A 13821-nucleotide genomic window follows, 5' to 3' on the forward strand; every position below is an offset into this window, starting at 1 on the left:
GGGATGCGAAACGTTCGAAGCAGCGCCACCGAATTATCAAATTGCAGGATCCGAAAGGAAACCCTGTTATTTTGGCAACCAATTTAACACGTTCGGCCGAACAAATCGCCGAGCTCTACCGCGCTCGTTGGCAAATTGAGACTTTCTTTCGATGGGTGAAGCAGCATGTCAATGTACCCGTCCTTTTTGGCACGAGCTCTAATGCAGTCTACAGCCAGTTATATATTGCCATGACCGTTTATGTTTTGCTTAAAATGCTCTTTGATCATGTCGTTCCCCATGTACACGTATCTGCCTCATTATCCTTAACCCTATTCGTTCGTGCACTTCGACATCATCATTTGGCTCCCGAATGGAGAGTGGCACTCACTACTTTTCCATTCACTTTCCCATTCCCAGTTTCTTGATAATCAACAGGCCTGCACAGTTTGCAATCACACGGTACTGATGGCGATAAAAGATTGGATCTCGTTGTATGAACTGCAATCCAGCGGAATCTTTAGCTATTGTAGCAGCCCGGGAACATGCCCGTCGTAACCGCAAGGCGGTTCCAGCTGTTAATGGCGTTGACCGCCATAATCAGGGCGACGATCTCGCTTTCGCTGAAGTGCTCGCGCACTTCGTCATAAAGCTCCTGCGGCACGCCTGCATCGGAAATGCGCGTCACCGCTTCGGTCAGCGCGAGCGCTGCGCGTTCCTTCTGCGTGAATACAGGCGCTTCGCGCCATACGACGATGAGGCTGAGCCGCTGCTCGGTTTCGCCCAAATTGCGCGTATCGGTTACGTGCATATCGAGGCAGAAGGAGCAGCCGTTAATTTGTGAAGCGCGGATTTTGACGAGCTCGTACAGGAGCGGGTCGAGTCCCATTTTTGATGCGGCTTCCTCTAGTTTAAGCATTGCTTGAAAGCCGGCAGGGTTGGCCGTGCGATGGTCCATGCGCATTTTCATGTGATATTCCTCCAGTGGATAATCTGTTTTTGACGTTCTCGTTAGTTAAGACAACTGAGCGCATCGATTTGTGACAGCTGCAGAAAGAAATATTGTGGAACGCGATTCAACCGCCAGCCGTATGAATCAAAAGATACCGGTTGGTATCATATTGCCTGCATCATTTGTTATAATGAAAACAACATTTTACGCGACTAAGGGAGCATTCACATGTCTAAAGGGGAAAATACCCGCAACCACATCATAGCGAAGTCCGCCGAGCTGTTTAACCAAAAAGGCTACGCGGGCTCGTCCCTATCGGATATTACGGAGCTGACAGGGATTAAAAAAGGCGGCATCTACCGTTACTTCGCCAGCAAGGACGAAATCGCGATTGAAGCGTATCAATACGCGGGCAGCATCGTAGGCAAGACCATTCAGGCAGGGCTTGCGCGCGAGGAGACGGCGATGGGCAAGCTTCTGGTCTACTTGCAGGTGTACGCCAACGTCAATGAAGCGCCGCCTTTCATCGGGGGATGCCCGCTGCTTAACGCAGCCACCGAAAGCGACGACGGCCATCCGGTTTTGCGCGAGGTAGCGCAGGGAAGCCTGCAGCGAACCTTGAATGCGATGAAGGGGATCATTACGCAGGGGGTGCAGTCCGGCGAGTTTAAAGCGGACATCGATATTGACGCACTGGCGACATTTACATTGTCCGTCATGGAAGGCGGCATTATGCTCAGTAAGCTGGAAGGCGATAACCGGCATGTTCGGATGAATATCGAAAGCCTGAGAACCTATTTGAGCGAGGTATGCTTGGCTTAGAGGGAGCGGGAGATTGGGCAAACTTAAGAGAATAGTTAAAAAGCATGCGCTTAATCTGATATGATAAGGGCAGGATGCAAGCCTAATTTTATCTATAATGTCGGGGTGATTCTGTTTGAAAATCATCGTAGATGACCTCACGGGACCGAAAGTACAAGCCTTAATTCAGGAGCATCTTCAAGGGATGCACGAAGATACGCCGCCTGAGAGCGTGTATGCGCTTGGCATTGAGGAATTGAAGAAGCCGGGCATTACCTTCTGGAGCGCTTGGGAGGGTGATGACATCATGGGCTGCGGGGCGATCAAAGAGCTGGACAGCACGCATGGCGAGCTCAAGTCGATGCGTACGTCGGCAGCGCACCTCCGCAAAGGCGTAGCGAAGCATATTTTGGAACGGATTCTGCAAGAAGCGAAGGAGCGCGGCTACAAGCGGGTGAGCCTGGAGACGGGGTCATTGCCGTCCTTCAAGCCTGCTACAAAGCTATATGAGAACTTCGGCTTCCACTATTGCGGTCCATTCGCGGACTACCCGGAGAGTCCGTACAGCTTATTTATGACCAAAGAATTATAGCCGGACTCGCAGCGCGTTCAAGCCATTGAGCGTGCTGTTTTATTTTGGACAACTCCACTTGCACCTTACGTTACGTTAGGTTTTATAATAAACCCATCGGCATCTTGCATGTCCGAAAGGAGAGCATTATGAGCAGCGGCCAATGCCAATGGAAAGTCGGAGATCTTGCGAAGCTCACAGGGCTGACTGTACGGACATTACGCTTCTATGACCAAATCGGCCTGTTCTCGCCATCCGCCCAGACCGAATCCGGCCACAGGCTGTACGATGCCTCCGACCTGTCACGCCTGCATCAAATCATCTCGCTGAAGGAGCTCGGCCTGTCCTTGGAGGAGATCAAGTCGGCAATCACTGGCGGACAGGTCAGTCCGCTGGACATCGTGAACTTGCAGATTGAGCGGGTCAAGGAGCAGATGAAGCTGCAGCAGAAGCTGCTGGACCAGCTGCGGCATGCGTCCAAGCTGATGCAAGACAAGTCGGAGCTGGCGGTAGAGGATTTTGCCAGCCTGCTGCAAGCGATGAAAGTGGAGCTGGAGAAGCCGGTTATCGAGAGGCAGCAGAGCTGGGAGATGAACTTGGATCGGCTTGGGAATTTCTTGGCTAATGGACCGAAGGATTGAATGAATCACGAACACTAAAAGGAGGAATTACGAATGAGTGAACGATTTGTTAAGCACGCCACCTTCGTCGTTGAACGGACTTATGCAGCAGCACCGGAGCGGGTGTATCAAGCATGGGCAGACCCTGAGGTGAAGGCGCAATGGTTCTCGAAGGCGGATCGTTTCGATTTCCGTGTGGGAGGCCAAGAGTACAGCAGCGGCGGACCGCCGGAGGGGCCGACGTTTACGTTCGACGCGACGTACCAAGAGATCGTCCCGGAGCAGCGCATCGTATATTCGTATACGCTGGATATGGGCGAGACGCGGATTTCGGTTTCGGTGACGACGATTGAGTTGATGAAGACCGAGGGCGGTACGCGACTTATTTTCACCGAGCAGGGCGCATTCTTCGACGGTCACGATACGCCGGAGGTGCGGGAGCATGGCACGGGCGAAATGCTTAACGCGCTCGGCAAGCTGGTGGAAGGCGAAGCCTAAGCAGTGCGAACCAATCCTGAAGCTGTCGAATGCGTTCGACGGCTTTTTTGGCTGAAAGAAGCGGTTGACAGCACCGTCCGGCGGAGCGAATATATAGCTAACAAGGCTATTAAAGCTTCAAAGGGGGCTATACGATGGGCAAACAGTTTGCGTCCATACTGCCGGTGCACGAGGAATTTATTCGGAAGCAGCATCTGTTTTTCGTAGGGTCGGCGCCGCTGTCCGAGGAAGGGCATGTGAACATCTCGCCAAAGGGGCATGACGCCTTTCGGATCTTGTCGCCTAACCGAGTGGCCTACTTGGACATGACCGGGAGCGGGAATGAGACGAGTGCCCACCTGCTGGAAAATGGCCGGATAACGGTTATGTTCTGCGCATTTGAAGGGCCTCCGAATATTTTGAGACTGTATGGCACGGGGAAAGTCATACTGCCTGAAACGCCGGAATGGGAAGCGCTGTACCCATTGTTCCCTCCTCTTCCGGGAGCGCGGCAAATCATTGTGGTTGACGTGCATAAGGTGCAGACCTCATGCGGCTACGCGGTACCTTTCATGACATATACCGAGGATCGGCCGACATTGCAGCGCTGGTCCGTTCAGCAGGGCGAAGAAGGGCTTATTGCTTATCGGCAGGAGAAGAATATGCGCAGCATCGATGGATTGCCGACGCCGCTAGGAAAGCAAGGTTAAGAGATAGATAAAGGCTACCAACAGGAGCGATGACAGCAATGGCTAGAACATCAGTCGCAGCGGCAAAACAAGGGCTATACCGCAATTTCTTCCTGCATGCGGATATCGTCATCATGGCAGGGGTGCTTGCCGCATTGGCAGCAGTCACGCTCATTCACGCGTTCACGCTGGCGAGCGGACTGCTGTTTCTCGCGGGACTCGTGGCGTTCATGATTAGCGAGTATACGACGCATCGATTTTTGTTCCATTTGAAAACGCCGAAGCAAGCTCTTTTCCTGCGATTCCTTAAGCGCTTACACTACGATCATCATACCGACCCGAATGATCTGAAGCTGCTGTTTCTGCCGGTTTGGTACAGTCTGCCGAATTTGACCGTGTTTTCGGCGTTATTTTACGTGGTGACGGGAACTCTTGAAGCAACGTTTGCTTTCGCGGCAGGGCTCGTATGCATGCTGCTGGTGTATGAGTGGAAGCATTACATCGCGCATCGGCCGATCCAACCGGCGACGAGGCTGGGGAAGTGGGTCAAGCGGACGCATCTTTTGCATCATTATAAGAACGAGAACTACTGGTATGGCGTTTCTACGCCGTTCGTGGATGCGTTGTTCGGAACGCTGAAGGACGAGAAGGAAGTGCCGACGAGCGATACGGCGAAGCAGCTGGAGAGGCGAACAAAATAGGCGTTCTTAATTAGGTTGATGTACGTAGCCAAAGGCAGCCTGTACCTAATACGCTATTAGGCAGGAGCAACCTGCACCGCCCATAGGGCGTTCACCTTGCAGAGGGGGCTACACACGACATGGCGCTTGCCCATAGACGTGCTCAGGTAAAGCTGTCTCCGCCGCAGTTCTCGTATTTTCGCGAGGTCTCCTTTTCGGTCGGCAACGACCCGCTCGTTCGGATTGATCCGCTGCGGGAGATCACGCCCGGCGTGTTTCTCATTACGTTGCATGTTCAAGGGCTGAGCAAAGCGAAGGCGCTTGCCACCCTGCTGACCCGCACCAAAACCTTCGGAATGATCCGGGTTCTCGTACGCGTGCGGAACGCCGGGAGGCTCGTGAAGCCGATCACGCGCAAGCTTTCGCCAAACCAAATCGAAGCGCTGTACCGTACGGCATACAAGACGAATCGCTACTTCAGCTTCGTTACCGTACAAACGGGTTTTGGCGTCACGCACGTGTACCCGGTTTATAAGCTTCGGATTATCCAGTTCTTTAACGACGAGCTGTCCGATCTCTATGCCAACTACAATAATGTCGCCGCCTTCGTATTCCGGAATGTTTCACGTGCGATCGTTAGCGGAACGGGCATTCGATTTTCGACTGTGCAGAAGAAATAATGAAGGAGGAGACAGCATCGTCTAGATGCTGTTTTTTCTGTTTCAACCAGCCTGTTTCTCACCGAGCAGATATTCAAATTCGGAAAAATATGGTTCAATAAAATCAATCTACAGCAAGAGGGGCTGAGTAAGTGAAGGTCAATCGAATGGAAGCGTTCAGTGACGGCGTGTTAGCGATCATCATTACGATTATGGTGTTAGAGTTGAAAATCCCCGAGGGACACAATTGGAGCGCGTTGGTGGAGCTAGGGCCCAAGTTTCTCAGTTATGCCGTAAGCTTCGTTTATGTGGGTATCTACTGGAATAACCATCATCATCTGCTCCACATGGTGCGCACCATGAACGGGAAGCTTATGTGGCTTAATTTGCTGCTGTTATTTTGTTTGTCGCTTGTGCCGTTCTCCACGGCATGGATGGGAGAGAGCAGCTTTGCGGCAACCCCTACGGCGCTATATGGCATCGTATTGCTGTTGGCAGCTATATCGTACAAGCTGCTTCAAAATGCGATCCTTCAGCAGCATGCCTCCGGTTCGGCAATCGCCGGAGCGATGGGCGGGGATGTGAAGGGAATGATTTCACCGATCCTGTATCTCACCGCGATTGGAACGGCCTACCTGAATGCTTGGGTATCTTGCTTCTTCTTCGTACTCGTGGCAGCCATATGGTTTGTGCCCGATCAGCGGATTGAACGAGCATTGCGGAAGCGGGCGGAGTAATGACGAGCGGAGCAGATATGGGAGGAGCTTCACCAATGAACATAAGAAAGCTATTGCCGGGAGAACAGCCTCCGATGGAGCTGCTCTTGCTGGCAGACCCGTCCGAGAAGCTGGTAGAAGCGTATCTCGCCGCAGGGGAATGCTTCGTCGCGGAGCAGGATCGCGCAATCATCGGCGTATACGTGCTGCTGCCCACCCATCCGGGAACGGTGGAGCTGATGAACGTAGCCGTCGACGAGCGGCTTCAAGGCCAAGGCTTTGGCAAGAGGCTCGTCAACCACGCGATTAGCCAAGCGAGAGCGAGCAGGTTCACGTCCATTGCGGTCGGAACAGGCAATTCGGGCGTAGGGCAGCTTGCGCTTTATCAAAAATGCGGCTTCCGCATCGTCGGCGTGGATAGGGATTTTTTCATCCGCAATTACAGCGAGCCAATATTCGAGAACGGCATCCAGGTCAGGGATATGATTCGGCTGGAGCAGTCTCTAATCATAGAGGGAGAGATACAATGACTGAATACTACGGCGAGTTATGCACGCGCATGTATGAAAGCGATAAGTCGATCGCAGCGGGCAAGGAGCTTGATTTTTACCTTTCGTTCGTTACGGATCAGAACATGCGCGTATTGGAACCGATGTGCGGCAATGGACGGATGCTGCTGCCATTCATGCAGAGAGGGATCACGATCGAAGGCTTCGATTTGTCGGAGGACATGCTTCACGCCTGCATCGAGAAAGGCAAGAAGCTTCAGCTTGCGCCGAATGTGTACAAGCAGCGCCTTGAGGCGTTCACAAGCGAGAAGCAGTATGATCTGATTATGATTCCGTTCGGTTCTTTCTCGCTGCTGCCCACTGAGCTGGTGAGCCAGAGCCTCGCGAGTATGAAAGCCGTGTTGGCGCATAAGGGCAAGCTCCTGCTCACGATTATGCTGAAACATGATGGCATTCAAGAAATGCCGGAGTGGACGAAGGTGAACGAGCAGCAATTTCAGGATGAAACGATTGTCGTACATAAGAAAGTTCGGTATGACGCGAAGCAAAGCCTACTGGCCTCTCATCTGAAATATGAGCTGGTACGGGGCGGGGAGGTTGTGCAGACCGAGCTTATGGACTTCCCTCTGCGCTTGTACGCGTTGGAGGAGTTCCAACAGACGCTTGCGGCTAATGGGTTTGAGCATATTGTTGTTCATGAGGTAAAGGAAGGGTACGGGGCAGGCACGTATTTTTATGTATTCGAATGTGCAGTCAGCTAATTGTCAATCCACGCCTGCCTGTAATAAAATAGTAGCGCTCGATTATATATAAAAAACCGTGAACGCATCGAGCAGCGATTCACGGCAGGGGGAACGTAGAAGTGAAAATATTTTTAGCTATTAGCCAAATCATTTATGTAATTAGCTTTTTGCCATGGCTGCTCATATTCGGCATGTCGTTCATGTCCTTCGATCAAGGGTTTAGCGTGTGGAACCTTTCATTCGTAGGCGGAATCGCCATCTATCCCGTCGCTGTGCTGCTCGGCTCGATTCTAGGTTGGGTGCTGCACAAACGCAACAAGCGGGCGGCGGTTATTTGGAATCTGGTGCCGATGCTGTGGGTGGTTGGCATTATCTCTCTTTTCCTATTTGCCTAATACGAACGAACAATGCAGGCGCCGCAAGGCGCCTTTTTTCATGCATGCAGCACTACAGCGTCTGCCCGCTATCAGCTGTAATGATTTGCCCCGTCATTGCTTCTTGTTCGAGCGCTGCGCAGACCAGTTGGGCAATGTTCTCCGGCGTTGCAATATGCTGAAGCAAAAGGTTCGGTGCCAGCCGTTGCATCGCGGCCTCCCGTCCAGCCCACCACCTGGTCGCGACGGCTCCCGGTGCGATGCAGTTGACGCTAATCTGAGGGGCTAGCGCTCGCGCCAATGACTTCGTAAGCCCGTGGACAGCAGCTTTGGACACGGCATAAGGAAGCGAGGAGCCATTGCCTGTCGTACCGGCAATGCTGCCAATGTTGACGATTGCGCCGCGCCCGTTAGCCTTCATGATAGGAGCAGCCGCCCGAGCGCAGTAAAACATGCCCTTCACATTCACATCGATAAGGTCATCCCATACCTCATCGGTTACTGCGTCCAGATCATCGAGCGGTATATGGCGGGTCATGCTGGCGTTATTGACGAGCCAGTCCACCGTGCCAAATTGCTGCACGATTTGCTGGACCATCGCCCTGACCTCATCGTCACGCGAAACATCCGCTTGGATCGCAATCGCCTGTCCGCCTGCTTCCTCAATGAGCCGTACTGTTTCTTCCGCTTCTTCTCGCGATCTCGAATAATTCACCGCGACCGCTGCCCCTCGCTGCGCAAGAGCGATGCTCGTCGCTCTGCCAATGCCGGTTCCTCCTCCTGTAACCAATGCGACTTTATCATATCGCTGCTTCATCGTGATCCTCTCCCTCGGTACAATCTTTAGGGTCATTTTATACCGCAGGGGTTCATTGTGTATAATTGAATGTATTGAAGAGGGGATTCAAAATTATTGAATCATGAAGGAGACCTGAATGGATCTCAAAACGTTAAAAACGTTCAATCGGATCGTCAAATACGCAAGCTTCCATCGTGCAGCGGAAGAAATGAACTACGCGCAATCCACCGTCACGATGCAAATTCAGCGGCTGGAGGCGGACCTCGGCGTTCAGCTTATCGAGCGCGGCAAAAAGGTAGCATTAACGGAGGCAGGCAAGCTATTTTATGAGCAAAGCTTAGCGATGGTGGAGCGGATGGAGCAGCTTCAGGCGAATCTGGCTGACCTGCAGTTAGGCGACGCGGGCACGGTGCGGATCGGTTTGACGGAGCCGACGGCGAGCTATCGCATGCCGCAGGTGCTGAAGCGGTTCATGGACGAGTATCCGAAAATCCGCATCGCGATAGAGATCGCCAGCACGCCGGTTTTAATGGAAGCGTTGAAGCAAGGAAGCATCGATTTTGCCTTGTGCTCCGCTCCTGATGTCGGGAAGGAGCTCTATTTTCAGCCGCTATTTCACGAGAGGTTTATGATGCTCATGCCGGAAGGGCATCCGCTGGCGAGTTTGGACGCGATTGCACTGAGCGACTTGGAAGGGCATCGGTTATTGATTACGTCAGCTGCCTGCCCTTACCGCAAGAAGCTAGAGATGATGCTGCAGGAAGCGGGTCACCTTGGGGTTGAAACGATGGAGATCGGCAGCATGATCGCGCTTCAGCGTTATGTGGCGCAGGGAATGGGCGTTGCCCTCGTGCCTCGGATTCTCGTTGATCCTTTGCCCAGTGGCACGGAAGCCCGGCCGATGAAGGGCAGCTCGATTGACATGCTTATGGGATTGGCGAGCCGGACGTCCGCCTTGCAGTTCGCCAGCGCGAAGCTGTATCGCTATGTGAAGCAGGAGCTTGAGGTTGCCCACATGGATTCATAGCGCGCGTAACGTGCGTAACGCCCAGCAAATGTTGTGATGCACCGCATGCTGCGGTCCTGCTGCCATTCCTTGCACTTTGTACAACGACGAAGGCAAGATCGGCCGGCCTCAGAGGTTCTCATTGCAGTTCATGCAACGAGATGCGTCCAGAAGAGGCGCGATGTGCTCCCGGGCATAGAAAGTCGCCTTTCCCGTTGCACGATATGCAATGAAGCCCCCTCACTTCCGTGTACGAGCTGATTCGATTGTACAAACTGCAATGAGCAGCAGGTCGGCGCCTGCACCGCCGCCTCGTGCCCCCGCACTCCCACACACCACCAACCGTTTCAGCGCAAAAAAGGGAATGTCCCTCAGCCGTCGTGGTATTATCCCCTTACGGTAGACAGTGAAAAAAGAGTTCATGCTATGATGAACTCAACACTGTTGACCGGAGGGGATTTTTCATGGCGAAAAAGGGTCAAACATTTAACCGTTATGATGAAGCAACGAAGAAAGAAGCGGTGAGACTTCGCTTAGAAGAACAATGGAGTTATCCAATGATCATGGATAAATTCGGAATTAAGAGTGAAACTCAGATCATGAATTGGGTCCGTAAAGCCCAAAATGGAGAGTCGTTTGAAGACTACCGTGGGAAATGGACGAAGAAACATTTCAACTCTGCTGAGGAAGAGATCGCTCATTTGAAAGCACAGGTCGAGTACCTAAAAAAGCTCAATCCAAATCTACATGGGGAGGGAAGTTGGATAAGCAAGCCCGGTTCGAGTCCATTCGAGAAATGACAACAAGCTTTACGACCGTTCTTCTGTGCAAAATAGCGGATGTTTCTCGTGCTGGTTACTACAAATGGCTGTCGACCTACGAAACCCGTCAAGCACGGCTAGACGAAGATACCGTACTAAAAGAGCATATTCTAGCTATTCACCGTATTCGGCCTCATTACGGCTATTTCCGTATGCGCACTGCATTACGTAAAGAAGGCTTGACTGTGAATCATAAGAAAGTACGACGACTCATGCGTGAGCTTGGGATTCAGTCTGTTATTCGTAAAAAACGCCCCTTTGCAGGTCGCAAACCTTCCGTGCTATTCCCGAATGTGTTGAACCGTGAGTTCACGGCAACAGCAGCTAAACTCAAACTTGTTACTGACATAACCTACGTTCGTGTTGGGCATGAATTTCTCTATCTGTCCGTTATTTTAGACCTCTTCAACAATGAAGTGATGGCTTGGAAGCTTAGCGCGCGAAATGACCTTGAGCTTGTCCTCGAGACCGTCAAACAGTTGAAGACGCCAAAAGCGTTGCTTCACTCCGACCAAGGTTTTCAGTACACCACAAAGACTTATGCAAAGCTGCTGGAGGATCATGGTCTGCAAGGAAGCCATTCAAGGCGCGGAAACTGCTTTGATAATGCTTGCATCGAATCCTTTTTCTCTCACCTGAAGACGGAGAAGCTTCACTTGGCAAAGCCAAAAAGTGAAGTTGAGGCCAAGCAGCTGATTGCGGAGTACATCACCTATTACAACCAAGAACGATTCCAGAAAAAATTAGGCGACCGCTCTCCTGTTGAATTCAGGAATGCGATCGCCGCTTAGTTACTGCTTTTTTAACTGTCTACTTGACGGGGATATGACCATCGCGGCTTTTGGGACATCCCCTTTTATTTTAGAAAGGAAACACACGGGCTTCCTTTTGAACTGAAACCCACTTGCAGGTCGTGAACTCCTCGAAGCCAATTTCGCCGCCATAGTGGCCGATGCCGGACGATTTCTCGCCGCCGAACGGCGCGTTCATGTCCATGTTGATCGTCGTATCATTGACGTGGGTCATGCCGCTCTCCACGGCGCACGCGAACGCGGTTCCCTTGTCCAGATCGCGGGAGAAGACGGCGCCGGACAAGCCATATTCGGTATCGTTCGCCATAGCCAACGCTTCTTCCTCGGTGTCGAATGGGATGATCGTTGCGATCGGGCCGAAAATTTCGGTTTTCGCCAGTCGCGACTTCGGATCGACATCCGCAAATACGAACGGCGTTACGACGTTGCCGAGGCGTTTGCCTTCGAGCACGAGACGTGCGCCGTCTTGCTTCGCTTCTTGGGCGATGTTGAGCACTTTCTGGATTTGTCTTTCGTTGATCAGAGGGCCTATGACGACCTTCGGATCGGTCGGGTCGCCGTACGGCACTTGCTTCGCCCGCTCGACGAACCGCTCGATGAACGTTTCATATAGGCTGCGATGCACGAAAAAGCGATTCGTACACACGCACACTTGGCCAGAGTTCATAAACTTGCTGAAAATAGCGGCGTTCACCGCTTGGTCCAAATCCGCATCCTCAAGCACGACGAACGCATTGTTGCCGCCAAGCTCAAGCGATGTGCGCTTCAGGTGTTTGCCGCAAAGCTCGGCGATATGGCGTCCGACGCCCGTCGAGCCCGTGAACGACATGATCCGCGGCACGGGATGCTCGATCATGTAATCGCCAACCTCGGCTACGTCGTACGCAATGACGTTAACGACGCCCTTCGGAAGGCCCGCCTGCTCGAAAATATCGGCAATGATCGGCCCGCCCGTGATGAACGTCTGCGAGTCGGGCTTCAGCACGACTGCATCGCCTGCCGCAACGGCTGGCGCGACGACGCGCAGAGCCATGTACAGCGGGAAGTTAAAGGCGTTGATCGTGCCAATGACGCCTACCGGATAACGATAGACATGGTTCTCCTTGCCGGGAATGGGCGAAGGGAACACATGCGGAGCGAACATCGAATCAACATAGTCGATGGCAGACAGAATGGAGCCTACGGCAACCATGAATTCGGAGCCGGCCTTGACGACGGAGCTTCCGGATTCCTTGACCATCAGCCCGATCATCTCTTCTTTTCGCTCCATCAGCAATCCAGCGGCACTGCGGAGCACTTCCTTCCGCTCGTCTGCGGAGGATTTCGCCCAAGCCTTTTGCGCTACTCTTGCTGCTTCATAGGCTTCGTCGATGTCGTCACGGTTGGCGAGCCTAATGCGAGCGATCACTTCGTTATTGTAGGGGTTGACGCTATCGTACACTTGCTTGCTGGAGCCATCGCGCCAGACGCCGTTGATGTACTGCTTGTTATATTTTTCAGACATAGGGATGCCCTCCGCTCTTAAAATTTGGTAACAACCGTTAAGCCGAAGCCAGCGTAGTTGGTCATATCTTCGAAGGCCGAGTTGATGTCATCCAATGCGATTTGTTTGGTCACGAGACGGCCGGGGTTAAGCTTGCCCTTCTCGACCATTTGCAGCATTTCGCGATACTCCGGAATTGGCATCGATACGGAGCCGAGCAGGGACAGCTCGTTCATCATAATAAGGTTGACCGGTACTGGCGTCATGCCGCCATTCGGGTTCGGGCTAATGCCGATTTGCACGTGGCGTCCGCGTTTATTCAAGCTAAGGAGCGAGCTGATTACCGTATCTTGAATGCCGAGCGCATCGATCGAAATATTCGCCCCGCCTTTGGTCAGCTCTTTGATCGCTTGCGGCGCATTGACGTTTTTACTGTTAACCGTAGCAACTGCGCCGAATTGCTTGGCGAATTCCAGCTTATCGTCGGCAATATCGACAGCGATAACGTTAGCGCCAGCCGCGGATGCGATTTGAATCGCAGAAAGCCCGACGCCGCCGGAACCGTATACGGCAACCCACTCGCCTGGGCGCACGCTGCCGCGCGAAACGACGCCATGGAAGGCCGTCATGAAACGGCAGCCCATTGCGCTAGCCGTGAGGAAATCCACGCCGTCTGGCAAATGAAGCAAATTAAGATCGGCATTCGGAATGTGCACGTATTGCGCGAAGCCGCCTTCGAAATTGAAGCCGACCATCTTCATGTTGTCGCACACGTTATGGTGACCCGATTGGCAATGCGGGCACGTGCCGTCGCCTTGGCTGAAAGGAACGATGACGCGGTCGCCTTTTTTGAAATTACGGATGTTGCTGCCGACTTCCTCGATGATGCCGCTCATCTCATGGCCGAGAATATGCGGTAGCGGCTGCATGGCGTTGGTCATATGGCCTGCCCAGCCGTGCCAATCGCTGCGGCATACGCCGGTTGCCTCTAGCTTTAGAATAATGCCGTCTGGCGTAAGGGTAGGGTCCGCAACCTCTTTTACAACCAACGGTTGGTTAAACGCTTCCAATACTGCTGCTTTCATATAAAGGGTCATCTCCCTGTGTCAATTGTATGAACTCGATTTCTA

The 13821-nt window shown here is 52.7% G+C and carries 18 protein-coding genes; 14 read left to right on the plus strand and 4 right to left on the minus strand.

The genetic code is table 11. The features are described from left to right. Positions 1-407: IS4 family transposase (locus tag PAECUDRAFT_RS22795; protein WP_006040529.1), on the plus strand; the 407-nt coding region annotated here is incomplete at its 5' end. 92 nt (positions 408-499) lie between these two features. Here PAECUDRAFT_RS22795 and PAECUDRAFT_RS22800 read toward each other — a convergent pair. After that, positions 500-949: a carboxymuconolactone decarboxylase family protein gene (locus PAECUDRAFT_RS22800; protein ID WP_006040530.1), complete on the minus strand. Its 450-nt coding sequence runs from the start codon at positions 947-949 to the stop codon at positions 500-502. A gap of 210 nt (positions 950-1159) precedes the next feature. On the opposite strand from PAECUDRAFT_RS22800, the gene PAECUDRAFT_RS22805 reads away from it, so the two are divergent. The 11 genes from PAECUDRAFT_RS22805 to PAECUDRAFT_RS22855 all read left to right on the plus strand — a co-directional run bounded on the left by PAECUDRAFT_RS22805 (position 1160) and on the right by PAECUDRAFT_RS22855 (position 7791). Then, positions 1160-1753, plus strand: coding sequence for a TetR/AcrR family transcriptional regulator (locus tag PAECUDRAFT_RS22805; protein WP_006040531.1), 594 nt, complete (start codon positions 1160-1162; stop codon positions 1751-1753). 115 nt (positions 1754-1868) lie between these two features. Next, on the plus strand, positions 1869-2324 hold the full coding sequence (locus PAECUDRAFT_RS22810; protein WP_040714056.1) for a GNAT family N-acetyltransferase: 456 nt from the start codon (positions 1869-1871) through the stop codon (positions 2322-2324). 128 nt (positions 2325-2452) lie between these two features. After that, a complete protein-coding gene (locus PAECUDRAFT_RS22815; protein WP_006040533.1) occupies positions 2453-2944 on the plus strand; it encodes a MerR family transcriptional regulator in 492 nt (163 codons plus the stop codon). Positions 2945-2977: 33 nt separating this feature from the next. Then, complete coding sequence (locus PAECUDRAFT_RS22820; RefSeq protein ID WP_006040534.1) at positions 2978-3421, plus strand: SRPBCC family protein; 444 nt, start codon at positions 2978-2980, stop codon at positions 3419-3421. A gap of 134 nt (positions 3422-3555) precedes the next feature. Then, positions 3556-4110 (plus strand): pyridoxamine 5'-phosphate oxidase family protein, encoded by a 555-nt coding sequence (locus tag PAECUDRAFT_RS22825; RefSeq protein ID WP_006040535.1) that lies wholly within the window; start codon positions 3556-3558, stop codon positions 4108-4110. 38 nt (positions 4111-4148) lie between these two features. Beyond that, positions 4149-4790, plus strand: a complete 642-nt coding sequence (locus tag PAECUDRAFT_RS22830) for a sterol desaturase family protein (RefSeq protein WP_006040536.1) — start codon at positions 4149-4151, stop codon at positions 4788-4790. Between the two features lie 119 nt (positions 4791-4909). Beyond that, on the plus strand, positions 4910-5449 hold the full coding sequence (locus tag PAECUDRAFT_RS22835; RefSeq protein WP_006040537.1) for a hypothetical protein: 540 nt from the start codon (positions 4910-4912) through the stop codon (positions 5447-5449). Positions 5450-5580: 131 nt separating this feature from the next. Beyond that, positions 5581-6165, plus strand: coding sequence for a TMEM175 family protein (locus tag PAECUDRAFT_RS22840; protein ID WP_006040538.1), 585 nt, complete (start codon positions 5581-5583; stop codon positions 6163-6165). A 35-nt stretch (positions 6166-6200) separates the two neighbouring features. Then, positions 6201-6674, plus strand: coding sequence for a GNAT family N-acetyltransferase (locus tag PAECUDRAFT_RS22845; protein WP_006040539.1), 474 nt, complete (start codon positions 6201-6203; stop codon positions 6672-6674). Continuing rightward, positions 6671-7414, plus strand: a complete 744-nt coding sequence (locus PAECUDRAFT_RS22850) for a class I SAM-dependent methyltransferase (protein WP_006040540.1) — start codon at positions 6671-6673, stop codon at positions 7412-7414. The genes PAECUDRAFT_RS22845 and PAECUDRAFT_RS22850 overlap by 4 nt, the downstream gene beginning before the upstream one ends. Before the next feature lie 101 nt (positions 7415-7515). Further along, positions 7516-7791 (plus strand): hypothetical protein, encoded by a 276-nt coding sequence (locus PAECUDRAFT_RS22855; protein WP_006040541.1) that lies wholly within the window; start codon positions 7516-7518, stop codon positions 7789-7791. A gap of 52 nt (positions 7792-7843) precedes the next feature. On the opposite strand, the gene PAECUDRAFT_RS22860 is transcribed toward PAECUDRAFT_RS22855, so the two are convergent. Next, entirely contained in the window at positions 7844-8587 is a 744-nt protein-coding gene (locus PAECUDRAFT_RS22860; protein WP_006040542.1) for an SDR family NAD(P)-dependent oxidoreductase, read from the minus strand. A 118-nt stretch (positions 8588-8705) separates the two neighbouring features. Between PAECUDRAFT_RS22860 and PAECUDRAFT_RS22865 the strand changes: the two genes are divergently transcribed. Further along, entirely contained in the window at positions 8706-9596 is an 891-nt protein-coding gene (locus PAECUDRAFT_RS22865) for a LysR family transcriptional regulator (RefSeq protein WP_006040543.1), read from the plus strand. Between the two features lie 443 nt (positions 9597-10039). Further along, positions 10040-11187 (plus strand): IS3 family transposase gene (locus tag PAECUDRAFT_RS22875; RefSeq protein ID WP_085979489.1). Its coding sequence is split into 2 segments (ribosomal slippage): positions 10040-10298 and positions 10298-11187, totalling 1149 coding nucleotides; the frame shifts between segments, so codons are not numbered across the junction. A 70-nt stretch (positions 11188-11257) separates the two neighbouring features. On the opposite strand, the gene PAECUDRAFT_RS22880 is transcribed toward PAECUDRAFT_RS22875, so the two are convergent. Beyond that, positions 11258-12712 carry an aldehyde dehydrogenase family protein gene (locus tag PAECUDRAFT_RS22880; protein ID WP_006040545.1) on the minus strand — a complete coding sequence of 485 codons (1455 nt, stop codon included), beginning with the start codon at positions 12710-12712 and terminating at the stop codon, positions 11258-11260. Between the two features lie 17 nt (positions 12713-12729). Then, complete coding sequence (locus PAECUDRAFT_RS22885) at positions 12730-13776, minus strand: zinc-dependent alcohol dehydrogenase family protein (RefSeq protein WP_006040546.1); 1047 nt, start codon at positions 13774-13776, stop codon at positions 12730-12732. Positions 13777-13821 lie beyond the last annotated feature (45 nt).

It is taken from the genome of Paenibacillus curdlanolyticus YK9 (assembly GCF_000179615.1).
GTDB lineage: Bacteria > Bacillota > Bacilli > Paenibacillales > Paenibacillaceae > Paenibacillus_T > Paenibacillus_T curdlanolyticus.